Origin of the sequence: Mesorhizobium sp. M0698 (assembly GCF_040320455.1) — a bacterium.
Taxonomy (GTDB): Bacteria; Pseudomonadota; Alphaproteobacteria; order Rhizobiales; family Rhizobiaceae; genus Mesorhizobium.
The window spans coordinates 71,042-95,780 of record NZ_JAMYPQ010000003.1; the positions used below are offsets into that span (position 1 = coordinate 71,042).

A 24,739-nucleotide genomic window follows, 5' to 3' on the forward strand; every position below is an offset into this window, starting at 1 on the left:
GCGGCCCCGATAGCCGCAGCCGTCGGCTGCCTGCAGATTTCACGTCTTGATGCAATGCCTGGGCAAAGTGTCCCGTAGCTGCATTGAAAAATCAATTGATATTGTTAGTGTGTTATCTGTGAGAAAATCTCACAGAGCCTAGGGTCCAAATGGCCAAGCGTTTGCCACCGCTCAACCCGCTGCGCGCCTTCGAGGCGACGGCGCGCCACGCCTCGCTGAGCAAGGCGGCGGCTGAGCTCAACGTCACCCACGGCGCCATCAGCCATCAGATCAAGGCGCTCGAGCAATCGTTGGGTGTCAAGCTGTTCGAGCGTGCCGGTCAGCGGGTGAAGCTGACGCCGCACGGCGCCGAGTTGCTGCCGGCGGTGTCGACCGCCTTCGACGGCATTGCCGCCGCTACGCAGCGAATGACGAGGCCGGCCAGCACCGGCGTTCTCTCTGTATCCTGCGTGCCGGCGCTACTGTTGCTGTGGATGATCCCGCGGCTGGGCAGCTTCACCTCGCAATATCCGGATATCAGGCTGACGCTGATCCCATCCAATGATGCCAAGGACGTCCGCGCACCGCATATCGATGTCTGCGTGCACTATGGTGACGGCAGCTGGACCGACTGCTGGATGCGCAAATGGTCGGGCCTCGAACTGTTCCCGGTGGTCAGCCCGACGCTGATCAACAACCGCCCGATCCGCACCGTCCGCGACCTCGCCGATCACGTCTTCCTACATGGCGACGACGGCCGCGAATGGCATACCTGGCTGGCCGCCGCTGACGCGCTGGACCTGGAGCGCGGCCGCCGCCACCATCTTGGCGACGCGCGGATGGCGACCGAGGCCGCTGTCCACGGCCATGGCGTGGCGCTCGGCGACACGGTGACGGCAAGCGGACTGCTCGCCAGGGGCCTGCTTGTCGCCCCGTTCAGTCTTTCCGTGCCGGCCGTCGACGATTTCTATGTCGTCTGCCGCAACGAGATGCGGTCGGCGCCGATCGTGCAATTGTTCATCGACTGGCTGTTTGCCGAGAAAGAGCAGGCCGACCGCCGCGCCGACGCGCCGGTGGCAGGCCGCATCGGCATTCGCCGCAAGCGTCCAGCGCTCAAGGTGGTCGGCGCCAAGACCGCTTCCTGAGGCCGAAACTGCCGTAGGCGCCGCTTGCCGCAGGGGCTTCTTTTTGTCGGGCCAGCCCGCAAAGCGGGAGGCGCGTTCAAAAATTCGATGCTAAGAGGCATTTGGAGCAATTCCAGGAAAAGTGCGCAGCGGTTTTCCGTCCGGAATTGCGCTAGACAAAAGCTAGAGCGAGCAGCGAAGGCGCATTGAGCGATGGCAAAGACCGATATAGCGCGGCGCGTCTACAATCACACCTGGAAGCTCGACCCGATCGTCCGCAGCTTGCTCGACACCGATTTCTACAAGCTTCTGATGCTGCAGATGATCTGGGGCATGTATCCCAAGGTCGACGCCACCTTCTCGCTGATCAACCGCACCACCTCGGTCCGCCTTGCCGAGGAGATCGATGAGACGGAGCTGCGCGAGCAGCTCGACCATGCCCGCACCTTGCGCTTCTCTAAGAAAGAGATGATCTGGCTCGGCGGCAACACCTTCTATGGCCGCAAGCAGATATTCGAACCGGAATTCCTCGCCTGGCTGGAAAATTTCCGGCTGCCCGAATACGAGCTTTCCAAGCGCGACGGCCAATACGAACTCGCCTTCAGCGGTCCGTGGATGTACACGACGCTGTGGGAGATCCCGGCGCTGGCAATTATCAATGAACTTCGATCTCGCGCGGCCATGCGGGCGTTCGGGCCGTTCGCGCTCGACGTGCTGTACGCCCGGGCCAAGGCCAAGATGTGGGCCAAGACCGAGCGGCTGAAGGCGCTGCCCGGCATCCGCATCTCGGATTTCGGCACCCGCCGCCGTCATTCTTTCCTGTGGCAGCGCTGGTGCGTCGAAGCGTTGAAGGAGGGCATCGGCGAGGCCTTCACTGGCACCTCCAACGTGCTGCTCGCCATGGACAACGATCTCGAGGCGCTCGGCACCAATGCGCATGAACTGCCGATGGTGTTCGCCGCGCTCACCAATTCGGAAAAGGAATTGAAACAGTCGCCCTACAACGTGCTGCAGGACTGGCAGCGCTACTACGGCGGCAACCTGCTGATCGTACTGCCGGACACCTTCGGCACCGCGGCGTTCCTGCGCGATGCACCGGACTGGGTCGCCGACTGGACCGGCTTCCGCCCCGACAGCGCGCCGCCGATCGAAGGCGGCGAGAAGATCATTTCCTGGTGGCGCGAAAAGGGCAAGGACCCCAAGCAGAAGCTGCTCATCTTCTCGGATGGGCTGGAGGTCGAGACCATCGAGGAAACCTATCGCCACTTCCGCGGCAAGGTGCGCATGTCCTTCGGCTGGGGCACCAACCTGACCAACGATTTCGAGGGCTGCGCGCCGACCGAGACCAACCGGCTAGACGCCATCTCGCTGGTCTGCAAGGTCACCGAAGCCAACGGCAGGCCGGCGGTCAAGCTTTCCGACAATCCGGCCAAGTCGACAGGCGACGAGAAAGAGGTCTCGCGCTATTTGCGCATCTTCGGCCAGAAGGACCGCGTGGAGCAGTTGGTGAAGGTGTGAGGTAGGGGAACTCTTGCGTAGTATGAGTTCCTTCGCGCCCCCCTCTGTCCTGCCGGACATCTCCCCCACGAGGGGGGAGATTGCGCCCTCATTGCTGCTTTCGCCAATCGCTAAAGTTGCAGGAGGAGAGCCGACGGCGGAACCGCCGATCTCTCCCCTTGAGGGGGAGATGTCCGGTAGGACAGAGGGGGGCGCCGTAGAGCGCTGCATTTCTGCAATCAGGCCCTTTCCCGGCCTCGTCGCTTCCTTGGCATTCCCATCCACGCCCGCCTTCGCCCACGCCTCCGACCGCGGCCACGTCCTGCTTCTTCCCACCCGCTACTACCTTGCCGGCGGCGCGCTCGCGGTTGCCGCCAGTTTCCTTGTGCTGGCGCTACTGCCGCCGGACTCCCTCGACCGCTTCTGGCGCAAACGCCTGCCGCTTTTTACCTTCGGCGACGGCGCGCGGACTGCCGTCAGCCTGGTATCCTTTGCCGGCTTTGCAATTCTGATTGCCGCCGGCCTGTTCGGCAGCCGCGATCCGCTTTCCAATCCGATGCCGCTGACCGTATGGACGCTGCTCTGGGTTGGCCTGGCTCTGTTGCAGGGGCTCGCCGGCGATCTCTGGTCGTGGCTCAACCCCTGGTACGGGCCATGCCGCGTCGCCTCGCGCCTGTCTGGCAGAACGCAGCCGTATCTGCTCCCCCAACGGCTCGGCTATTGGCCGGCTTTCCTGCTGTTCTTCGCCTTCGCCTGGTTCGAGCTGATCGACCCTGCGCCCGACGATCCGGCGCGGCTGGCCTGGGCCGCCGGCCTCTACTGGCTGCTGAGCTTCGCCGCCATGCAGGTCTTCGGCTACCGCGACTGGACCCTGCGCGGTGAGTTCCTGACCGTGTTCTTTTCCATGGTGGCGCGCTTCGCCATCGTCGAACGTATTGCAGACGGCCGGCTAAAACTCTGCTGGCCGGGCGCCAAGCTGCTCGCTGCCGCGCCGCTACCGCTCAGCGGCGTCGCTTTCCTGCTGCTTGCGCTGTCGTCGGTGTCCTTCGACGGCCTGTCGAAAACCTTCTTCTGGCTAGGCTGGTTCGGCATCAATCCGGTGGAATTTCCGGGACGCACCGCTTTGATCGGCATCGGCAGCTTCGGCCTTGTGATGACCTTTGCCGTGCTTGCGGCCGTGTTCGAGCTCGCCGTCTTTCTTGGCCAGAACCTTGCCGGCAGCAAGCATTCGCTCGGTCACGCCGCCGGGCTTTTGGTCTGGTCGATCGTACCGATCGCGCTCGCCTACCACTTCGCGCATTATCTGACGGCGTTGCTGGTCGACGGCCAATATGCGATTGCCGCTCTCTCCGACCCGTTTGCGCTGGGCTGGAACCTGTTCGGTACCGCCGACATGTCAATTGAAGCCGGCGTCGTCGCCGGTGCCGGTTCGGCGTGGTGGCTGTGGAACCTCCAGGCCGGCGTCATCATAGCCGGCCACATGCTTGCTGTGCTTGTCGCCCATGGCTTGGCCTGGCGGCTGCACGCCATTCCGGCTCGCGCCGCGCTCAGCCAGTTCCCGCTCACCGTGCTGATGATCGCCTACACCGTCCTCGGCCTATGGCTGCTTGCGACGCCGAGCGCCGGATGAACGAGGTGTGCGATGCCCGTCAATCGAACCTTGCGGAAAGCTCGCTTGCCACGTCAGAGCTTTGGTGATTTAGTTTGTACACATGCAATTTTCGCCCCTCTTAACAAGAGTGGCCTGCCTGCTACAGCCATTGGTCAAAGCTCAAAAACAAGGGGAACTGCCGTGACTGACAAGAATGGGTTTTTCGATCTCTCCAGATCCGCTCTCACCCGCCGCACGGCGCTGAAGGGCCTTGCCGCCGGCGCCGGTCTTGCCGTCGCGCCGGGTTTCGTGCGTTACAGCCAGGCGCAGAGCTCGGCGCCGATCAAGATCGGCTTCCAGTCGCACCGCACCGGCATCGGCGCCGCCTATGGCCGCTGGTACGAGAAGACCACAGCGGCTGCCGTCAAGGCGATCAACGATTCCGGCGGCATCAACGGCCGGCCGGTCGACGTGATCATCGAGGATGACGGCACCGATCCCGGCCGGGGCGCCGAAGTGGTCGGCAAGTTCGCCTCCCAGCACAAGACCGATATAGTCTACGGCACGCTGTTTTCGCATGTCGTCATCGGCTCGGCGCCGGCCGCCGGCGAGGCCAAGATGCCCTATTTCGTCGTCAGCGAAGGCCACCACGTCGCGTCGACCAAGTTGAACCGCTACGTCTTCCAGCCCGGCATCACCGATGTGAAGAGCCAGATCCAGTCGATGGCACCGTGGATTGCCGCCAATGCCGGCAAGAAAGTGACGCAGATCTTCCCCGATTTCGCTTTCGGCTATGACCATCGCGACTACCTGCCGCCGGCGCTGAAGGCGCAAGGCGCCGAGGTCATTGCGCAGATCGCGATTCCGCCGACGGAATCCTCCTTCACCAAATATTTCCCGCAGATCCCCGCGGAGACCGAGGTGATCTACCACGTCATGGTCGGCCCGGCGGTGCTCACCTTCGTCAAGGAGCTCGGCGAGTTCTACGGCTCCAATCGGCCGCAATTGTTCGGCTTCATCGATTCGCTCGAAGCCACCGACATCAACAGCCCCGGCCTCGAATTCCTCGACGGTAGCCATTTCTGGGAAGGCTCGCCGCGCTACGCGCAGCCCGACGATTCCCCTGCACAGAAGGCCTACCGCGCCGCCGTCGGCATCGACGACAATGGTGCCGCCGTCGGCGATCCCAAGGACGTCTCCACCGCCGCGCACATGTTCGGCTGCTGGGAAACGCTCTACGTCGTCAAGAAGGCGATGGAGGATGCCGGCTACAAGGGCCCGGAAGACCGCGCCAAGCTGGTCGAGGCGACCGAGGCGTTGACCGAGTTCGCCGAGGGGCCCGAGCATCCGCAGGGACCGAAAACCTTCAACGGCAAGATCCACCAGTGCTTTGGTATCCAGAACATCTCCAAGGTCGAAGGCGGCCGGCTGAATGTCGTCCACAAGACCAAGATCGAGGACGGCCTCTACGAGCCTGAGGGGGATTACACGACGCAGACGCTGTGAGCTTGGTTTCATTAAGCACAGTGCGCTTCGGCCCACCCCCCTCTGTCCTGCCGGACATCTCCCCCTCAAGGGGGGAGATTGGCTGTCACCAGCGCTTTCGCCAATCGCAGAGGCCGGTAGGTGGCCGCCTTCGCGGGAACTGCCAATCTCCCCCCTTGAGGGGGAGATGTCCGGCAGGACAGAGGGGGGTGCGCCTCGCACCTGCGATGGGTGTGTAACCGATGCACTTCGGACCTCACCTGCTCCTCGCCGCTCTCGAAGGCCTCGTCACCTCCGCCGTGCTGGCGCTGACGGCGCTTGGCCTGTCGCTGGTGTTCGGCGTCATGCGCGTCGTCAATGTCGCGCATGGCGAGTTCTTCATGCTGGGCGCGGTGCTTGCCTGGGCGATCTCAACGGCGATATCCGGCCATCCGGCGCTCGGCTTCCTGGCCGCCCTGGTGCTGGCGCCGCTGATCGTCGGCCTGATCGCGCTGCTCGCCGAACGGCTGGTGCTGCGCCGGCTCAACTACAATCCGGAAGCCACCATCGTCGCCACCATCGGCATGCTCTACATCATCCAGCAACTGGCGCTGACCTTCTACGGCCCGGAGGCGCGGCCGGTGGAGCCGCCGTTCAGCTACCGCATCCTCCTGCCGTGGTTCGGCTATTCCGGCTACAAGCTGTCGATCATCGCCGCGTCGGCGCTGCTGCTGGTCGCGACCTGGCTGGTGCTGACGCGCACGAAAATCGGCCTCGTCATGCGCGCCACGCAATATGACAGCGAGACGGCGCAGGCCTTCGGCATCCCGGTGACCAGAGTCTATGCCGGTGTTTTCGCGCTCGGCGCCATGCTGGCTGCTGTCGCCGCGGTGCTGATCGTGCCGATCAGCCAGGCGCACTATCTGATGGGGCAGGATCCGCTGCTGCTCTCGTTCATCGTCGTCATAATCGGCGGCCTTGGCTCGCTGCGCGGCACGGTCGTCGCCGCGGTGCTGATCGGCCTTTCCGACGGCATCATCTCGGTGTTCTTCTCACCGACGCTGGCCAAGATCATCGCCACCTTGCTCGTCGCCATGGTGCTGGTGTTCCGGCCGCAGGGCCTGTTCGGGACGACATCGCGATGAAGGATGCTTCGCCGGCAAAGCCATATGCGCTGCACCTCGGCGCCATCGCCCTGCTTTTCGGGCTTAGCTTCGTCCTGCCGGAATACCATCACGGCCTGCTCGCCCGCATCATGGTGCTGGCGGTCTTCGCCATGGGCTACAATCTGCTGTTCGGCTATGTCGGGCTGCTTAGCCTCGGCCATGCCATGTTCTTTTCAGCCGGGCTCTATGGCGCCGGCCTTGCCGTCATCCATCTCGGCTGGAGCGTGCCGGCCGCCTTCGCAGCCGGGCTTGCCTGCGGCGCGCTTCTCGCGCTGGGGATCGGGCTGCTGGCGCTGCGCACCTTCGGCGTCGCCTTCATGATCGTCACTATGATGTTCGCGCAGGTATTCTATCTCGTCATCCTCTATTTCGCTGCCTGGACCGGTGGCGACCAGGGCATGGTCGTGCCGCAGCCGATGCGTGTCCTTGTCCTGGGCAGCACGTCACTCGACCTCACCAACCCGACCGTGCGCTATATGAGCGCGCTGGCACTGTTCTCGATCGTGCTGCTCATAAGCCTGGCGATAGTCCGCTCCGGCTACGGTCGCGTGCTGGTCGCCATCCGCGAGAACGAGGAGCGGACCAAGATGCTCGGCTACGATACGTTCTCCAGCAAGCTCGCCGCCATCGTCATCTCAGGCAGCATCTGCGCGGCTTCCGGCGCGGCCTATGCGCTGCTGTTCGGCTATGTCGGCTCGAGCTTCGCTTCGGTGCAATATTCCATCCTGCCGCTGCTCTGGGTGCTGCTGGGCGGCGCCGCCACCACGCTCGGTCCGCTGATCGGCACGCTGTTCATGTATTATGTCATCGACGTCGCCAGCGGCTACACCTCGGCCTATCTGCTGATCGTCGGCATAGCGCTCATCCTGCTGGTGCTGTTCTTCCCGAGAGGCATTCTCGGCACCATCCGCCAGCGCTGGCTCGGGTGGTTGCCATGATGCCGCTGCTCACCACCAAAGGCCTGTCGCGCAGTTTCGGCGGCTTGCGTGCTGTCGACGGCGTCGACTTCGCGCTGATACCGGGCGAGATTCGCGCCATCATCGGCCCCAACGGTGCCGGCAAGACCACCTTCGTCAGCCTGGTCAGCGGCCGCATCCAGCCCTCGTCGGGCATGATCGTCTTCGACGGCGCCGACATCACCAGCCTGCCTGCCTACGCCAGGGTTCGCCTTGGCATCGCCTATACGTTCCAGATCACCAGCGTCTTTGCCAATCTCAGCGCCTACGACAATGTTGCCCTGCCGGTGCAGCGCACGCTGACCGACGGCCGCTCGAAGGGCGCGGTTCACACCGGCGTCATGGCCGCGCTTGAGCGTACCGGCCTTGCCGACCGCGCCGACATGCCGGCCGGGCAGCTGTCCTACGGTCACCAGCGGTTGCTGGAAGTGGCGATGGGACTGGCACTGAAGCCGCGGCTGCTGATCCTCGACGAACCGACGCAAGGGCTGGCCGACAGCGAGATCGATAATTTCATCGAGCTGGTGCGCGAGATCGCCGATAGCGCCACCGTGCTTTTGATCGAGCACAACATGCCGGTGGTCATGCGGCTCGCCGACCGCATCACCGTCTTCAACGCCGGCAGGATTTTGGCTGAAGGCACGCCCGAGCAGATCCGCGCCAATGCCGCGGTGCAGGACGCTTATCTGGGGACCACCCATGACTGAGGTCCAGTCCAAGGCACTGACCGTTTCCGGGCTCGATTGCTTCTATGGCGAGGTCCAGGTGCTCTATGGGCTGGATCTGGTTCTGAACGAGGGCGAGGTGCTTTGCCTGTTCGGCCGCAACGGCGCCGGCAAGACGACGACGCTGAAGGCGATCATGGGCCTGGTGCCGGCAGCCGCCGGCTCGATCAGGCTCGAAGGGCGGGAATTGACCGGCTTGCCGGCGCACGAGGTGCCCAAGGCCGGCGTCGCCTACGTGCCGCAGGGCCGGCGGCTGTTCGCCGAGATGACGGTGGGTGAAAACATCGAGATCGGCCTGATGGCCCGCAACAAGGGCAAGGCGACGCGCGAAAACGTGCTCGATCTTTTCCCGCTGCTGCGCCAGCGCCTCAGGCAGCGTTCCGGCACGCTATCCGGCGGCGAGCAGCAGATGCTGGCCATGGCCCGCGCCCTGTGCCTGGAACCACAGGTGCTTCTGCTCGACGAGCCGACCGAAGGGCTGATGCCATCGATGATCGCCAAGATCCGCGAAACGGTGTCGAAGCTGCGTGCGCTTGGCGTGTCGACAATTCTTGTCGAGCAGCGCGTCGATGCCGTGCTCTCGGTCGCAGACCGCGTTTGCTTCATCGAAAACGGCCGCAACCGCGAGACGGTCGATGTCGAGGAACTGCGTTCCGATCCCTCCGCGGTCCGCCGCTATGTCGGCGTCGGATGATCAGGCAAAGAACAGCAAGCCGGCAAGCAGGAATGTCGGGATCAGCACCGCGCCCGACCATGCCATATAGCCAAAGAAGCTCGGCATCTTGATGCCGCGATGCCTGGCAATGGCATAGACCATGAAATTCGGCGCATTGCCGACATAGGTGTTGGCGCCCATGAACACCGCGCCTGCCGAGATCGCCGCCAGCGTCGAGGCGAGCTCGGTCATCAGATGCTGCGCATCGCCGCCAGCCAGCTCGAAGAACACCAGATAGGTCGGCGCATTGTCGAGGAAGGACGACAGCGCTCCGGTCAGCCAGAAATAGGCAAGGTTGTCCGGCGCGCCGGTCGGCGAACTGACGAGCAGCACCAACGGCGCCAGCGCGCCGTCGAGCCCGGCCCGCAATATGGCGACAACCGGCACGATGCAGATGAAGATGCTGGCGAACAGCTTCGCCACCTCGGCAATCGGCCCCCAGCTGAAGGCGTTTGCGCCGCGAAACTCCTTCGGCGAGACGACAAGCGAAGTGAAGGCCAGTATCAGGATGGCGGCGTCGCGCACCAGATTCTGCAGCTCGAGGCTGACGCCCTGAAAAGAGAAACTCACTCCCGGCTTCCAGGCAGCGGAAATCAGGATCGCGGCGATTACGCCGGCCAGCAGCGGGATGTTGGCCAGGCCGCGAATGCGCACCTTGCTGTCGGGCGTCGGATCCTTGATCTTCGGCGCGCCTTCCTCCCGGCGATGCATGATGATGTCGATCGCCAGGAAAACAGCCAGCACCACGCCGGCGACGAACAGCGTCTCGGGCAGCAGGTGAACTGTCGTCCAGAAGAAATCGACGCCGCGCAGAAAGCCGACGAACAGCGGCGGATCGCCCAGCGGCGTTAGCGACCCGCCGATGTTGGACACCAGGAAGATGAAAAAGATGACGACATGGGCGTTGAAGCGCCGGTTGTCGTTGGCGCGGATGAGCGGCCGGATCAGGATCATCGAGGCGCCGGTTGTGCCAATGATCGAGGCAAGCAGCGCCCCTCCCAGCAACAGCCCGGCATTGACCAGCGGCGTGCCGTGTATGTTGCCGGCAACGAAGATACCGCCCGAAATCGTGAACAGCGCAAACAGCAGGATGATGAACGACATGTATTCGGTGAGCAGCGCATGCAGCACCGCCTGCGTGGCGGACGGGATGCCGAAGGCGATGGCCAGCGGCCCGATCACCAACGCTGCCCAGAAGGCAGCGATCTTGCCGTAATGGTGCTCCCAAGCATGATGGAACAGCAGCGGGCCGGTCGCGATGCAAAGCAATAGCCCGGCAAACGGCAGCACCCACCAAAGCGACATGGCGGCGCCCGGCAATTCGTGCGCTTCGGCCGCGAGAACCGCATTCGGAGAAAAGATTGCTGCAATAAGTGCAGCACTTGCCGTCAACGCCGCAAACCGCATGAAGCCCTCAAAAGTCTGTCAGGTTCGGCTGGATGACGTTCAAATCAGTGTCACGCCGGCATCGCGCATCCGGCCCAGCATCCTCTCCACGGAGCCGTTGAGATCGATGCCGCGGCAGGCGTCGAGCCGCACGGACGTCTCAAAACCGAGCTTGACCGCGTCGAGCGCCGAAAAGGCGACGCAGAAATCCGTCGCCAGGCCGACCAGGGTCAGCGTCTCGATGTTCCGATCCCGGAGATAGCCGGCAAGGCCGGTCGGCGTCGTCCGGTCGTTCTCGAAGAATGCGGAATAGCTGTCGATCGCAGGACGGAACCCCTTGCGGATCACCAACTCGGCCTTGCTCCAGGCGAGGCCCGAATGGAAATCCGATCCCAGGCTGCCCTGGATGCAGTGATCCGGCCACAGCGTCTGGTGGCCATAAGGCACGTCGATCGTTTCGAACGGGTGCTTGCCGGGGTGGCTGGAGGCAAAGCTCGAATGGCCGGCAGGGTGCCAGTCCTGCGTCAGCAGGACGTGCTCGGTCCGCCGGATTAGGTCATTGACCAACGGCACGATTTCGTCGCCACCGGCCACTTCAAGGGCGCCACCCGGGCAGAAATCGTTCTGCAGGTCGATAACGACAAGCGCTTCGTCGGCCATGGAGCCTCCTTATTTTCTTGGTCTTGAGCTTAGGCTCCAATGAAAACGCGACCGGACGCAGAAACTTGACCAGATGGCCGGCTGCGTCAACCTCTCATGGCATAACAAATGCGTTCCGGGTGCACCGGTGCCAACAGCCGTGCAAACTCTGGCTTTGACAATTCCTGCCGGCTTGATATCATTTGCATACGAATGAATTTCCTGCCTTGAATGCTCGGGAAAATCTTTCGGCAGGATCCCCTCTCGGGAAGCCCATTCTGGGAAGGCAAAGCGTGATCCGTTACGCAAAACCCACCACGGTCGACGACGCCCTCGCTTTGCTCCGCGAAGGGCAATGGCGCATCCTCGCCGGCGGCACCGACTTCTATCCGGCACAGGGCAGCAAGCCTTTCCGCGACAATGTCCTCGATATCAATGGCCTGGTGGCATTGCGCGGCATTGCCGAAGCCGAAAACCATTGGCTCGTCGGCGCGCGCACCACCTGGACCGATCTCGTCCGCCGTCCTCTGCCGGCGGCTTTCGACGCGCTGAAGCAGGCGGCGCGGGAAGTCGGCTCGGTGCAGATCCAGAACGTTGCCTCGATTGCCGGCAATCTCTGCAACGCCTCGCCGGCCGCCGACGGCGTGCCGGCGCTGCTGGTGCTCGATGCCGAAGTCGAACTGCGTTCCGCTGTGGCGACCCGGCATCTGCCCCTTGCAGAATTCATCCTCGGCAATCGTCGCACCGCACTGCAGCCCGGCGAAATGGTCACGGCAATCCGCATTCCCAAACCCGCGACCGCCGGCAGCTCCGCCTTCGTGAAACTCGGCGCGCGGCGTTATCTCGTCATCTCCATCGCCATGGCCGCCGCACGCCTGGCCGTCGAAGATGGTATGGTCAGGAACGCGGCCGTCGCCGTCGGTTCCTGCTCGGTTGTCGCCAGGCGCCTGGCGGGTGTCGAGGCGGCGCTACGCGGCCGGCCCGTCGGCCACGCGCTGGCCACTGCGATCCAATCCGCACCGATGGACGAGCTGTCGCCGATCGGCGACGTGCGCGGCAGCGCCGAATATCGGCTGGACGCTGCGCGCGAGATCGTCGCCCGCGCCGTGCTTGGTGCGATGGGCGCTGTTCCCGACGAAAGGGCGGCGGCCTGATGGGCATGGAGCGCGCCGACATCGCCTTCGAAGTCAACGGCGCCGCCGTCAGCGTTTGTGTGCCGCCGGTGCGGCGGCTGTCCGCGGTGCTGCGCGACGAGTTGCGGCTGACCGGCACCAAGATCGGCTGTGATGCCGGCGATTGCGGCGCCTGCACGGTGCTGGTCGACGGCGAGCCGGTCTGCGCCTGCTTGATGCCCGCGGCTTCCGCCTCCGGCACCGTGGTGACGACAGTCGAAGGCCTCGCCAATGGCCGGTTGTCGGCTCTGCAGGCTTCGTTCCTCAGCCATGGCGCAGCGCAATGCGGCGCCTGCACGCCCGGCCTGCTGGTCGCGGCAACGGCACTCCTGGACAGGACGCCTTGCCCGAGCGAGGCCGAAACGCAGGATGCACTTGGCGGCGTGCTCTGCCGCTGTACCGGCTACCGCAAGATCGTCACCGCGGTGATGGATGCTTGGCGCCACGCCGATGGTCTCGATCAGCGCATGCCATCCTCTGGCCATGCCGTCGGCTCCTCCCCGATCCGCCTCGATGGCCTTCCGAAAGTCACTGGCGGCGAAAAATTCGGCGGTGATTCATTCCCGGCCGACGCATTGTCGGTGCTGGTGGCCCGCTCGCCGCATTATCATGCGGCCTTCAGCTTCGGCGATCTCGATCGCTGGGTGAAATCCCGTCCCGGCATTGCCGGCGTCTTCACCGCCGCCGACATTCCGGGAAAGAATTGTTTCGGCGTCATCGCGCCCTTCGCCGACCAGCCGGCGCTGGCCGAAGGGGTTTCGCGCTTTCGTGGTGAGGCGGTGGCGCTGGTTGCCGGCGAACGCGAGGCTATCCTCGATCTCGACCTTGCCGATTTTCCTTGCAGTTGGACCGAGTTGCCGCATTTTCTGGAAACTGGCGAAGCGCAGGCCGGCGGTGCGCAACTGGTCCATGAAAACCGGCCCTCGAACCTGCTCACTTCCGGCTTCGTCGAGCGTGGCGACCCGGAAGCCGCGCTTGCCGGTGCGGCTTTCGTCGTTTCCGGCGCCATCGACACCTCCTATGTCGAGCATGCCTATATCGAACCGGAAGCCGGCTATGCCTTCATGGACGGCGACACGCTGGTCGTCGTCGCCTGCACGCAGGCGCCCTATATGGACCGTGACGACACGGCAAAAGTGCTCGGCCTTGCCCCGGAAAAGGTGCGCATCGTGCCGACCGCGACCGGCGGCGGCTTCGGCTCCAAGCTCGACGTCTCGCTGCAACCGCTCATCGGCCTTGTCGCCATGAAAACCGGCCGGCCGGCGGCGCTCGCCTACAGCCGCACCGAATCGATGATCTCGACCACGAAGCGCCATCCGGCTCTGATGAGAGCGAGCATCGGCGCCGATGCCGACGGCCGCATCACCGGCATGGTCTTCGCCGGCGATTTCAACACCGGCGCCTATGCCAGCTGGGGGCCGACGGTCGCCAACCGCGTGCCGGTGCACGCCTCCGGCCCCTATGCGACGCCGAACTATCGCGCCGAAGGCCGCGCCATCCACACCAATGGCCCGATTGCCGGCGCCTTTCGCGGTTTCGGCGTGCCGCAGGCGACGATCATGCAGGAGACCCTCTATGACGAGCTAGCCGACAAGCTCGGCATGGATCGGCTCGACTTTCGCCTGAAGAACTGCCTTCGGAACGGATCCGAAACAGTTACCGGGCAGCGGCTCGAGTCGGGCGTCGGCATCGCCGACTGCCTGGCGGCCCTGCGCTCACATTGGCGGCGTGCCCTAACTGACGCCGACGCGTTCAACGCCCGTAGCAGCAGCGAAAAAAAACGCGGCGTCGGCGTCGCCTCTTGCTGGTACGGCTGCGGCAACACCTCGCTGCCCAATCCGTCGACCATCAAGGTCGGCATCTCGGCATCGGGCGAAGTCGTGCTGCATCAGGGGGCGGTCGATATCGGGCAAGGTTCGAACACTGTCATCGCGCAGATCTGCGCCGACGCGTTGGGTCTTCCGCTTGAAAAGCTGCGGCTGAAAGGCGCCGACACGGCGATCACCCCCGACGCCGGCAAGACATCGGCCTCGCGCCAGACCTTCGTCACCGGCAAGGCCGCCGAAAAGGCCGGCCGCGCCTTGCGCGATGAGATCTTGCGTTTCGCCAATGTCTCGGAAAAGGCGGCGATTGCGCTGGACGGCACAAGTCTGAGCATCGGGGAAGGCGAAGCGACGCGCCGCATCGATCTTTCCTCGCTGAAGGTAGACGCCGAAGGCTTTGTCTTCCGCGCCGAGGAAAGCTACGACCCGCCGACGCTGCCGCTCGATGCCAAGGGCCAGGGCAAGCCTTATGCCGTCTATGGCTATGGCGCCCAGATCGCCGAACTGGAGGTCGACCTCAGGCTCGGCACCGTGAAGCTTATAAAAATCACCGCCGCTCACGATGTCGGCAAGGCCATCAACCCTTTACTGGCAGAGGGCCAGATCGAGGGCGGCATCGCCCAGGGCATCGGCATGGCGCTGATGGAGGAATTCATCCCCGGCCGCACCGAAAACCTGCACGATTATCTGATCCCGACGATCGGCGACGTGCCACCGATCGAGACCATCCTGATAGAAGTTCCGGATCCGGAAGGACCCTTCGGCGCCAAGGGTTTGGGCGAGCATGTGCTGATCCCGACGGCGCCGGCGATCCTCAACGCCATCCGCCACGCCACCGGTGTGCTGGTCACCAAAATTCCGGCGACGCCGACCCGCATCCGCGCCGCCATCCTCGACAAGGAGGCGCGCCGATGAGCGAGCTTGCCGAACGCTTCGAGACACACGATCCCGGCGAGAAGCTGGTGGCCGAGAAGATCCGCTGCGATGCCTGTCCGGTCATGTGCTACATCGCCGATGGCCGCACCGGCGCCTGCGACCGCTACGGCAATGTTGGCGGCAGGATCGTGCGGATGGATCCACTGACCATCCTCGACCACGCGGCCGAGACCGGCGCCGCAATCGTACCCTTTGCCGAAGAAGGCGAGGCATGGGACGGCGAACTGGTCAACACCGGCCGCCGCTTCGTCACCGCCATCGGCGCCGGCACCACCTATCCCGATTACAAGCCGGCGCCCTTCATCGTCAGCCAGGAGGTCGAGGGCGTCGATCTGGTCACCGTCGTCACCGAGGGCATCTTCTCCTATTGCGGCGTCAAGGTGAAGATCGACACCGACCGTCATATCGGCCCCGAAACGGCGACGGTCCGTGCCCAAGGCGAGGCGATCGGCCATGTCACGACCGGCGAATACGGCTCGCAGATGCTGTCGCTGGGCGGCGTACATCATTTGACCGGCGGCTCGAAGGCTGAAGGGCGCGCCACCTGCGACGCCATGCTCGCCCTGTGCAACCGCAAACCGGTTGAACTCGTGATCGACGGCGGCGCCACCATCATCGTCGAAGCCGGCAAGCCGCCGGTCATCGACGGCAAGCTCGAGCAGCGCATGCGCGTCGGCTGCGGTTCGGCTACCATAGGCATGTTCGCGACCCAATGGCGCGGCCTTGTCGACGAGGTGGTGGTGGTCGATGACCACATCACCGGCGTCGTCTCCGAGCATCAGGCCGGCAAGGTGCTTGGCTGGCAGGATACCGGCATCAAGATCATCGGCCGCCGTTCGACGCCGGGCCGTTATTTCAAGGTGTCGGAGCCCGGCCTCGGCTGGGGCGGCACCAGCATTTCCGACCCGCTGTCGATCCTTGGTGAATGGAACGCCAAAAAGGGTGCGCGCCCCGGCATGTCGCTGCTGATGGTCTCGACCACCGGCGAGCAATTCGCCTATTACGAGCTCGACGACGAACTGAAGCCGGTCCAGGAACCGTTCCCGGAGCGGCTGCGGAAGTCGGTCGAACTGATCGAGGACAATTGCGAGCCGGCGCTCTGCACCGTGCTTTTCGTCGGCGGCGCCGGCGGCTCGCTGCGCGCCGGCGTCACCGAGAACCCGGTCAATCTGACCCGCTCGGTGCAGGGCTTGACGACCTATGTGACGGTCGGCGGCGCGCCGGTCTATGTCTGGCCGGGCGGCGGCATCACGCTGATGGTCGACGTCACCCGCGTGCCGGAAGGCGCCTTCGGCTATGTGCCGACCCCGGCGCTGGTGGCGCCGATCGAGTTCACCATGCGCCGCGACGATTATGTCAGGCTTGGCGGCTACGAAGGCGAAATCCGCAGCGTCGACGATATCCTGGCCAAGGGCGGCGAATATCTCAATCCGCGCCGCGGCACGGCCGCACCCCGTGACAATCCCTGGCCGCCGCTGGCGCAGTTGCGTCGCGCGGCCGCAAACGGGGCCGGGCGATGAACGGCCCGCAGGCGCATTGGCTCGAGGACGGCCGGAGGCTTCACCTCAATCATGGGCCGATCGACCTGATCGTCGAGGCATTCGGCGAGGCGAGTGAATGCAGCGCCGCATATCGTCAGGCAGTGGCGCGCTTCCAGACAATCCTGCCCGAACTGGTCGAAGAGTTGCCCGAACTGCGGCGCCCGGCCGCCTCGCGGCCACGTGCTTTCGCTGGCCCGACGGCGCGCCACATGGAAGCGGCGGTCGTTCCGCTAGCGAAACAATTCATCACACCGATGGCGGCCGTCGCCGGCTCGGTAGCCGACGAAGTGCTTGGCGCGCTGCTTGCCGGCCGCCGGCTAGAGCGCGCCTATGTCAACAATGGCGGCGACAGCGCGATCTATCTCGGCCACGGGCAGTCGATGACGCTTGCCATTGCCGGGACAGGTCATGGGTTGGCAGATCGTCTCACGATCCGCCCCGAAGACGGGATCCGCGGTGTCGCGACAAGCGGCTGGCGCGGCCGCTCCTTTTCGCTGGGCATCGCCGACGCGGTCACGGTGCTGGCGCGAACGGGTGCTGAAGCCGATGCCGCCGCGACCTTGATCGCCAACGCCGTCGACCTGCCCGGTCATCCGGCCGTTAGGCGCGTACGGGCGCGCGATCTCGCACCTGACAGCGATCTCGGCGACCGTTTGGTGACGCAGGGCGTGGGGCTGCTTTCCGCCGCTGAAATCGCTATTGCGCTGGAAGGCGGATTTGCCGTTGCCGAGGAGTTTCGGCGGCGCGGCCTGATTGCCGCCGCGGCGCTTTTCCTCGGCGGTCAGGCGCGCATCGCAGGTCCGATGGCGCTCGCCAATAAAGTTTTAGAGAGGGAAATTGCTCATGCCTGAGTTTCCGATCCGCAAGATCGCCGTGCTGACCGAAGAGATTTTTCACGAAGGCGGGCCGGTGGCGAAGGTGCCGCGACGCCGCGCGGCGGCCATGGCCGTGGTCAAGAACCCGTTCGCCGGCCGTTACGTCGAGGAACTGCAGAGCGCCATGGAGGATTTGAAGCCGCTCGGGCTGCTGCTCTCCGACAGGCTTGTTGCCGCATTGGGCGGCGACGTCAAACAGATCGACGGTTACGGCAAGGGCGCCATCGTCGGCATGGCGGGCGAGCTGGAGCATGGCGCGCTGTGGCATGTGCCGGGCGGCTATGCCATGCGCGAACGGCTCGGCGACGCCAAGGCGATCGTGCCCTCGGCGAAGAAGGTCGGCGGCTTCGGCGCGCGGCTCGATGTGCCGCTCGGCCACATCAACGCCGCCTATGTGCGCAGCCATTTCGATGCCATGGAAATCGGCATCAGCGATGGCCCCCGTCCCGACGAGATCCTGTTTTGCCTCGCCATGACCTGCGGCCCGCGCGTGCACGACCGCATGGGTGGGCTGGCGGCCAAGGACATTAAGGCATGGGATGGGCTGCGGTGAGCGCCGAGGACAATCTGCTCAAGCTGGTCGAGGCCGAGGAGCCTGACGAAAACGACTATCGCTTGCAGGAGCAGGTCGGCTTCATCCTGCGCAAGGCGCATCAGCGCCATGTCTCGATCTTCGCCGCACACATCGCCGATCTGACGCCGCCGCAATTTGCCGCTTTGGCCAAATTGCACGACGTCGGCGAGACCTCGCAGAACCAGCTTGGCAGCCTGATCGCCATGGATGCGGCGACCGTGAAGGGCGTCATCGACCGGCTGAAAGCGCGTGGCTTTGTCGAACTTAGCAAACACGAAGTCGACAAACGGCGCCTGCTGGTCAATCTGACCGCCGAGGGGCGCGACGCGATCGAGCGGCTGATTCCGCTTGCCCGTGAGATTACGCAGGAAACGCTGGCGCCGCTTTCCGCCAAGGAAGCGGCCATTTTCATGAAGCTACTGGCCAAGCTGGCTTGAGCTGCTGCCTGCCGGCATTTGGTTGTTGTTCCTGCCGGGCGCTGAACGCCCGGCAGGAAAGCCTCGTCTCAGAGGCCGTTGTCCTTCAGGATCTGGGCGGCATTTTCCTTGGTGATCTTCTGCGTCGGCAGGGTGATGGTCTTTTCCACCTTCTCCCCGTTCAGGAACTTGATCGCCTGCCGCAGCCCTTCGGCGCCCGGCGTCACATAAGTGAACGTCGCCGTCAGCTCGCCATTGGCGACCAGCTGCACGCCTTCATTGGGCAGGCCGTCGATGCCGATGAACTTGATGTCCTTCTCACGTCCGACGTCCTTGGCGGCAAGATAGGCGCCATAGGCCATCGGATCATTGTGGCCGTAGACGAGATCGATTTTCTCGTTGTTGCGCAACGCCGTCGCCATGATGTTGTAGGCCTGGTCCTGCTTCCAATCGCCCGACTGCTGGTCGAGCAGGTATTTTATGCCCGGCTCCTTGTCGGTGAATTCATGGAAGCCGTCATGGCGGTCGTGTGCCGGCTGGGTGCCCATGCCGCCCCAGATCTCGACGACGTTGCCGGCGGCCTTGCCCTTGCCGCCAAGCAGCTCGACGGCATATTCACCGGCAGCCCGGCCGATCAGCTTGTTGTCGCCGCCGACGAACTGCGTGTAGTCGTTGGTTTCGACGTTGCGGTCGAGCACGAAGACGGGGATCTTGGCATCGATCGCCTGCTGCACGACACCGGTCAGGCCGGCGGATTCTTTCGGTGATACCAAGAGCGCATCGACCTCCTGACGGATAAGGTTTTCGACATCGGCGACCTGCTTCTCGGTCTTGTCCTCGCCGTCGGTGATGATCAGCTCGACTTCCGGATGCTTGGCCGCTTCGGCCAGGATGTCCTTGTTGAACTGAGCCCGCCAGGGTTCGATGGTCGTCACCTGCGAGAAGCCGATCTTCCACTTCTTGTCCTGCGCATGGGCGCCGCCGGCAAGCATGGCGGTCGTGGTCAGGAGTGCCGCTGTCAGCCCGGCGAGCTTCAACAATTCACGTCGTTTCATTTCTTGTTTCCTCCAATATTCAGAGACGCGGTCTCTTGCGACGGCCGCTTTGCCGCGGCCGTTTCCTTGTGCGCTTGCCCACCGGGCAGTCGCAGATAGAAGAGAAGATCACCGGCACTGCGCTCCTGTACGAGCACGGTACCGATGATGATCATCCCCTTCAGCACCAGCTGAAGGTTCGAATTGATGTTGTGCAGCTGCAGGATGTTCGAGAGCAGCCCGAAGATCAGCACGCCGCAGAACGTCCCGGTCAGGCTGCCGCGTCCGCCCATCAGGCTGGTGCCACCGATGACCACGGCGGCAATCGCGTCGAGCTCCAGCCCGGCGCCGGCGTCCGGCTTGCCTTGCCGGTACTGCGCGACATAGAGCACCGCCGCGATGCCGGCCAGCAGCCCTGACACGGCATAGGTGGCGATCTTCACGCGGCCGGCGGCGATGCCCGACAGCCGCGCCGCCTCCTCATTGCCGCCGATCGCATAGACATAGCGGCCGAACGGGGTGAAGCGCAGCACGGCGCCGTAGATCAGGATGGCGCCGAGGAAGAACAGGCCCGGCATCGGGATCACGCCGAATACCAGAGTGCGCAGCATTTCGAAATCGGCGGTGGCATTCGAGCCGGTGTAGACCGGCAGCACCGCATTGTTCTGGCCGGCTGTCAGCCGGGCGATGCCGAGCGCAGTGACCATCATCGCCAGCGTCACGATGAAGGGCTGCAGCCGCCCGGCGACGATGATGAAGCCGTTGAGCGCGCCGAACAGCAGGCCGACGCAAGGCGCCACCAGCAGCACGCCGAGCACGCCGAATTTTGAGCCCACCTGCGGCAGCAGGAACCACAGCACCAGACTGCACAGGATCACCCCGACAATGCCGGGCGTCACCAGCCCGCGAACGCTGTCCAACCTGATGTCGTGCGTGGCCTGCGCGCCGGCGCGGGATTTTTCGATGTTCAGCAGGATGAAACGAGTGACGAGAATGCCGAGGCAAAGGGCTGCCAGGGCAACTGTCGGCACCCCCAGCACCACCGCCGGCGTCACGCCGGGGACCGTCAGCAGCATGGCACAGACGACCGTGCAGATAGCCATCAGCGAGCCGACGGAAAGGTCGATACCGCCGGTGATGATCACCGCAGTCATGCCGGTGGCAATCAGCCCGGTGGTCGACACCTGGCGCAGCACATCGAGCAGGTTGCCGTAGGACAGGAAGATGTTGTTGCCCTTGGAGCTGATCGGCGAGCCGAGCACGCCGATCAGGAAGATGGCGATCAGGCCCCAATAGAGCTTCGTCCGGGACAGGATATGCAAAATGCTCATGCGGCAGGCCTCGTCATCGTCCGTCGCGGCGCCGCAAGCCGCATGATGGCCTCCTCGCTGGCTTGCGCGCGGGACAGGATTCCCGTCTGGCGGCCGTCGGCCATGACCAGGATACGGTCGGAAAGATGCAGCAGCTCCGGCAATTCCGAGCTGATCACGGCGATCGCCAGCCCGTCTCGCGCCAGCTTGAAGATGAGATCGTAGATTTCCCGCTTGGCACCGACATCGATGCCGCGTGTCGGCTCGTCGAGCAGCAGCACCCGCGGCCTCGTCGCTAGCCATTTGCCGATGACGACCTTCTGCTGGTTGCCGCCGGACAGCGTGCCCGCCGGCTGCTCGACGGTCTCGCAGCGAATGCCGAGCGCCTTGACGGCGTCCCGTGCCAGCCCTTGCTCACCGGCCAGCGAGCGCACGCCGAACCGCGCCAGCGCGCCGACCAGCGGCAGCGCGACATTGTCGGTGATCGAGGCCTCGAGATGCAGGCCTTGCGTCTTGCGGTCTTCCGTGACCAGAGCGATGCCGAGCCGGCGCGCATCGCGCGGCGAACGGATTTCTACTGCCTCGCCATCGAGCCTGATCTCACCGCCGGCACGTCCGCCGCTGGACCCGAAGATGGTTTCCAGGATTTCAGTACGGCCCGAGCCCAGCAGCCCGCCGATACCGAGGATTTCTCCTGCGGCAAGATCGAAGCTGACGCCATCGAGCACGGTGCGCCAACCATGGCGATTGGGCTTCGACAGCGACAGCTCGCTTACGGACAGGACCGTGTTGCCACCGGGGATGCGGTGCTCCTGGGAGGAAGCAAGCAGGTTTCGCCCGACCATCGCCGAAATTATGGCGTCTTCGTCGAGCTTGTCCATCGCCCGCGTCAGGACGTGGCGTCCATCGCGAAACACGGTGACGCGGCTGGCCAGATGCATGACCTCGTCGATGCGGTGCGAAATGTAGACGATCGCCACGCCGCTGTCGGCGAGCTGGCGGATGATGCGGAACAGCCGCTGGCATTCGGCCGGCGAAAGCGCCGAGGTCGGCTCGTCCATGATCAGAATGCGCGCCGACATCGACAGCGCCTTGGCGATCTCGACCAGCTGCTGTTCGCCGACGCGCAAGGCACCGACGCGCGCATCCGGGTCGAGCTCGATGCCGAGCCTTTGCAAGAGCGCGCCGGCAGCGCGGCTGCTCGCCTTGCGGTCGACGATCAGCCCGGCGATCAGCTTCTCGCGGCCGAGAAAGATATTGTCGGCGACGCTAAGTTCGGGAACGAGGTTCAGCTCCTGGTGGATGATGGCGATGCCGGCGCGCTCGGCTTCGCGGACGCCGGCAAAGCGCACCGGATAGCCATCGATACTGACCGTTCCGTTATAGTCCGTATAGACGCCGGACAGGATCTTCATCAGCGTTGACTTGCCGGCGCCGTTCTCGCCCATCAGCGCATGGACCTCGCCGCGCCGCAGTTCGAAGCCGACATCGACGAGCGCGGCGATACCGCCGAAGGACTTGGAGATGTGCTCGGCGCTCACTACGATAGCCGAGCCGTCCGCCGTAGCGCCTTGCGCAGGGATGGAATTGCCGTGCTGCATGACAAGGACGGCCTCCCTCCGTCGTCACCGAACACCTCAAACGCTAATCTAAACGTTTCGATCATGTCAAGGCAATATCTGGAGCCTGAGATTGTTCCATTTCAATTCTTGCGCAAAATCATAAGATTCCGTACGTATTGCTACCGTGGAGTGGTGAAACGTTTCGAAAATGACAGCGTCAGGACGAAAAAAGCAGCGCAAATTCACGGCTCCGACCATGCTTCATGTGGCCGAGGCCGCGCGTGTTTCCGTGGCCACCGTATCGGCGCTGATCAACGGCACCGCGACCGTCAGCCCCGAGCTCAGTCAGCGCATCGAACAGGCGATCCGCGACATCGGCTACAAGCGCAACGCCATTGCCCGCAGCCTGAAGATGGGCACCACACGCACCATCGGGCTCACCGTCCCACACATCACCAATCCGTTCTTTACCGACGTGGTTTCGGTCATCCAGCAGGCTTTCGACAGGGCCGGCTACGCCGTCATGCTGTGCTGCACCGACGAGCACCTGAACACGCAGGACGACCAGATCAGGCTGCTGCTCGACCGCATGGTCGACGGACTGATCGTCGCGCGTGTCGGTGACGGCGCGATCCTCAAACGGATTGTCGACGACGCCAATGTGCCGGTCGTGCTGCTCGACCGTGTTTGCCAGGGTGTCGACACCGATGCCGTCGTTCTCGACAATCAGCGCGCGGTGTTCGACGCCATCACTTACCTGATCGATCTCGGCCATCGGCGCATCGGCTACATCTCCGGCTCGTTCGATATCTCGCCGATGCATGACCGCATGGCGGGATACCGCGAGGCCCTCCAGGCCGCCGGCCTGCCGGCCGAGGCCGAACTCGTCCGCTTCGGCAACTTCCATGAAGTCGACGGCTACAATGCCACCATGCAGCTGCTTTCGCTGCACGACCGGCCGAGCGCCATCTTTTCGGCCAACAACCCGATGGTGATCGGCACCATGAAGGCCATTCGCGATATCGGCCTGTCCTGTCCGGAGGATATTTCGGTCGCCTGCTTCGACGACTTTCCGTGGTCGGATGTGTTCCGGCCGCAATTGACCACGGTCGCACAGCCGGTGCAGGCGATTGGCGAACAGGCGGCCAATCTGCTGCTCGACCGGCTCGCCGGAAACAGGGATGCGCCGCCGCGCAAGCTGACGCTCAAGGGACGCCTGATGATCCGCAATTCATGCCGTCCGCTAGGTGCGACTGCGCAGAGCGTCAGCGCGTAGCGCTTGGGCTCTGTTCAGAAACTTTGCAATGCCGGACGGACAGCGCTCCCTCTGTCCTGCCGACCCCGGGCCTTCGCAGCCACTACGGGCGTTCGTCGTTCGAAAACCGAGCAATTGAAGGACGCGGCGCCGATCGAGCCAAGTGGCCAACAATCAGCCAGCCGACAGTCAGGAAAATCTTGGCAATCGAAGCATGTCGGATTAGGAATATGACGAGATGCGGCTGATCGTTCACACGGGCGCCGGCTTGAGTCATGCGCGTGAAATCGATCCTAATTGGGCTGGGACTTGCTGGGATGGTCGCATTCTCCGGCTGCACCACCGGCGGAGCATTACAGACCTTTCCCCAGGCCTATGGCGGCCTCACCGACGCCGGTTTCCGCATTCCGCCGGTTCCGATCTACAAGGTCGACCCAAAGTTCCGTCGGCAGACAGTGCCTTATGCAACTGACGAGGAGCCTGGCACCATCATTGTCGATACAGGAGCGAAGTTTCTCTACTACGTGCTGGGAGACGGTCAGGCACTGCGCTACGGCATCGGCGTCGGCAAGGCGGGCTTCGAGTGGCATGGCACTGCTCACGTTGCGAGGAAGCGCGAATGGCCGGATTGGAGCGCGCCGTCCGCGATGATCGTGCGCGAGCAGAAGCGAGGCCGCATCATACCGGCCCATATGGAGGGCGGACTCGTGAACCCGCTCGGTGCGCGGGCGCTTTATCTTTTCAACGAGAAGGGTGACACTGGATATCGCCTGCACGGTAGCCCCGAATGGTGGTCCATCGGCAAAGCCGTGTCTGCGGGCTGCATTCGCCTCATGAACCAGGACATCATCGATCTCTATGACCGCTCCACAATCGGCACCAAGGTGATCGTTATTTAGTGGACGCCGCGTTTCCCGCTAACGGACGAGCATGACGGATCGAAAACCTCCGCCTAAAACGCGCGAAATGTTCGCTATGTCTTCGCACACCTGTTCGCGA

General features: G+C 64.0%; 21 protein-coding genes. 16 read left to right on the forward strand and 5 right to left on the reverse strand.

The window, feature by feature from the left end; all coding sequences use genetic code 11:
• Positions 1 to 149 precede the first annotated feature (149 nt).
• The 8 genes from gcvA to NKI16_RS08055 all read left to right on the forward strand — a co-directional run bounded on the left by gcvA (position 150) and on the right by NKI16_RS08055 (position 9,196).
• The gene (gcvA, locus tag NKI16_RS08020) at positions 150 to 1,124 is read left to right on the forward strand and encodes a transcriptional regulator GcvA (RefSeq protein WP_023676980.1); all 975 of its coding nucleotides are present in this window, start codon (positions 150 to 152) and stop codon (positions 1,122 to 1,124) included.
• Between the two features lie 192 nt (positions 1,125 to 1,316).
• On the forward strand, positions 1,317 to 2,621 hold the full coding sequence (gene pncB, locus NKI16_RS08025; protein ID WP_352782982.1) for a nicotinate phosphoribosyltransferase: 1,305 nt from the start codon (positions 1,317 to 1,319) through the stop codon (positions 2,619 to 2,621).
• A 169-nt stretch (positions 2,622 to 2,790) separates the two neighbouring features.
• A complete protein-coding gene (locus NKI16_RS08030) occupies positions 2,791 to 4,230 on the forward strand; it encodes a hypothetical protein (protein ID WP_352782980.1) in 1,440 nt (479 codons plus the stop codon).
• Positions 4,231 to 4,392: 162 nt separating this feature from the next.
• A complete protein-coding gene (locus tag NKI16_RS08035; protein ID WP_352578167.1) occupies positions 4,393 to 5,697 on the forward strand; it encodes an ABC transporter substrate-binding protein in 1,305 nt (434 codons plus the stop codon).
• Positions 5,698 to 5,918: 221 nt separating this feature from the next.
• Positions 5,919 to 6,800 carry a branched-chain amino acid ABC transporter permease gene (locus tag NKI16_RS08040; protein ID WP_352455934.1) on the forward strand — a complete coding sequence of 294 codons (882 nt, stop codon included), beginning with the start codon at positions 5,919 to 5,921 and terminating at the stop codon, positions 6,798 to 6,800.
• Entirely contained in the window at positions 6,797 to 7,759 is a 963-nt protein-coding gene (locus NKI16_RS08045; RefSeq protein ID WP_352839783.1) for a branched-chain amino acid ABC transporter permease, read from the forward strand. Before NKI16_RS08040 ends, NKI16_RS08045 begins: the two co-directional genes overlap by 4 nt.
• Positions 7,756 to 8,484, forward strand: coding sequence for an ABC transporter ATP-binding protein (locus NKI16_RS08050; protein WP_352839785.1), 729 nt, complete (start codon positions 7,756 to 7,758; stop codon positions 8,482 to 8,484). Before NKI16_RS08045 ends, NKI16_RS08050 begins: the two co-directional genes overlap by 4 nt.
• On the forward strand, positions 8,477 to 9,196 hold the full coding sequence (locus NKI16_RS08055; protein WP_352588616.1) for an ABC transporter ATP-binding protein: 720 nt from the start codon (positions 8,477 to 8,479) through the stop codon (positions 9,194 to 9,196). Before NKI16_RS08050 ends, NKI16_RS08055 begins: the two co-directional genes overlap by 8 nt.
• Here NKI16_RS08055 and NKI16_RS08060 read toward each other — a convergent pair whose 3' ends face one another.
• Positions 9,197 to 10,624 (reverse strand): sodium:proton antiporter, encoded by a 1,428-nt coding sequence (locus tag NKI16_RS08060; RefSeq protein ID WP_352588613.1) that lies wholly within the window; start codon positions 10,622 to 10,624, stop codon positions 9,197 to 9,199. It lies immediately after the preceding gene.
• Between the two features lie 39 nt (positions 10,625 to 10,663).
• Positions 10,664 to 11,263: a bifunctional nicotinamidase/pyrazinamidase gene (gene pncA / locus NKI16_RS08065; protein WP_023676971.1), complete on the reverse strand. Its 600-nt coding sequence runs from the start codon at positions 11,261 to 11,263 to the stop codon at positions 10,664 to 10,666.
• 272 nt (positions 11,264 to 11,535) lie between these two features.
• Between pncA and NKI16_RS08070 the strand changes: the two genes are divergently transcribed.
• The 6 genes from NKI16_RS08070 to NKI16_RS08095 are packed head-to-tail and all read left to right on the forward strand — an operon-like array spanning position 11,536 to position 18,600.
• Complete coding sequence (locus NKI16_RS08070; RefSeq protein ID WP_352839787.1) at positions 11,536 to 12,396, forward strand: FAD binding domain-containing protein; 861 nt, start codon at positions 11,536 to 11,538, stop codon at positions 12,394 to 12,396.
• Positions 12,396 to 15,152: a molybdopterin-dependent oxidoreductase gene (locus NKI16_RS08075; RefSeq protein WP_352683049.1), complete on the forward strand. Its 2,757-nt coding sequence runs from the start codon at positions 12,396 to 12,398 to the stop codon at positions 15,150 to 15,152. Before NKI16_RS08070 ends, NKI16_RS08075 begins: the two co-directional genes overlap by 1 nt.
• The gene (locus tag NKI16_RS08080) at positions 15,149 to 16,693 is read left to right on the forward strand and encodes a 6-hydroxynicotinate reductase (RefSeq protein ID WP_352455943.1); all 1,545 of its coding nucleotides are present in this window, start codon (positions 15,149 to 15,151) and stop codon (positions 16,691 to 16,693) included. Before NKI16_RS08075 ends, NKI16_RS08080 begins: the two co-directional genes overlap by 4 nt.
• Positions 16,690 to 17,565 carry a UPF0280 family protein gene (locus NKI16_RS08085; RefSeq protein ID WP_352455944.1) on the forward strand — a complete coding sequence of 292 codons (876 nt, stop codon included), beginning with the start codon at positions 16,690 to 16,692 and terminating at the stop codon, positions 17,563 to 17,565. The genes NKI16_RS08080 and NKI16_RS08085 overlap by 4 nt, the downstream gene beginning before the upstream one ends.
• Positions 17,558 to 18,142, forward strand: a complete 585-nt coding sequence (locus NKI16_RS08090; RefSeq protein WP_352568537.1) for an amino acid synthesis family protein — start codon at positions 17,558 to 17,560, stop codon at positions 18,140 to 18,142. Before NKI16_RS08085 ends, NKI16_RS08090 begins: the two co-directional genes overlap by 8 nt.
• Positions 18,139 to 18,600 carry a MarR family winged helix-turn-helix transcriptional regulator gene (locus NKI16_RS08095; protein WP_352568575.1) on the forward strand — a complete coding sequence of 154 codons (462 nt, stop codon included), beginning with the start codon at positions 18,139 to 18,141 and terminating at the stop codon, positions 18,598 to 18,600. The genes NKI16_RS08090 and NKI16_RS08095 overlap by 4 nt, the downstream gene beginning before the upstream one ends.
• Before the next feature lie 68 nt (positions 18,601 to 18,668).
• Here the strand turns inward: NKI16_RS08095 and NKI16_RS08100 are convergent, their stop codons facing one another.
• Genes NKI16_RS08100 through NKI16_RS08110 form a run of 3 tightly spaced genes read right to left on the reverse strand, consistent with a single transcriptional unit; the run spans position 18,669 to position 22,524 of the window.
• Positions 18,669 to 19,634: a substrate-binding domain-containing protein gene (locus NKI16_RS08100; protein WP_254815861.1), complete on the reverse strand. Its 966-nt coding sequence runs from the start codon at positions 19,632 to 19,634 to the stop codon at positions 18,669 to 18,671.
• The gene (locus NKI16_RS08105) at positions 19,631 to 20,944 is read right to left on the reverse strand and encodes an ABC transporter permease (protein WP_352568536.1); all 1,314 of its coding nucleotides are present in this window, start codon (positions 20,942 to 20,944) and stop codon (positions 19,631 to 19,633) included. Before NKI16_RS08105 ends, NKI16_RS08100 begins: the two co-directional genes overlap by 4 nt.
• Positions 20,941 to 22,524, reverse strand: a complete 1,584-nt coding sequence (locus NKI16_RS08110; protein WP_352568535.1) for a sugar ABC transporter ATP-binding protein — start codon at positions 22,522 to 22,524, stop codon at positions 20,941 to 20,943. Before NKI16_RS08110 ends, NKI16_RS08105 begins: the two co-directional genes overlap by 4 nt.
• A gap of 217 nt (positions 22,525 to 22,741) precedes the next feature.
• Between NKI16_RS08110 and NKI16_RS08115 the strand changes: the two genes are divergently transcribed.
• Positions 22,742 to 23,761 (forward strand): LacI family DNA-binding transcriptional regulator, encoded by a 1,020-nt coding sequence (locus tag NKI16_RS08115; protein ID WP_352449454.1) that lies wholly within the window; start codon positions 22,742 to 22,744, stop codon positions 23,759 to 23,761.
• 254 nt (positions 23,762 to 24,015) lie between these two features.
• Positions 24,016 to 24,639: a L,D-transpeptidase gene (locus tag NKI16_RS08120; RefSeq protein WP_352568534.1), complete on the forward strand. Its 624-nt coding sequence runs from the start codon at positions 24,016 to 24,018 to the stop codon at positions 24,637 to 24,639.
• Positions 24,640 to 24,739: the final 100 nt, after the last annotated feature.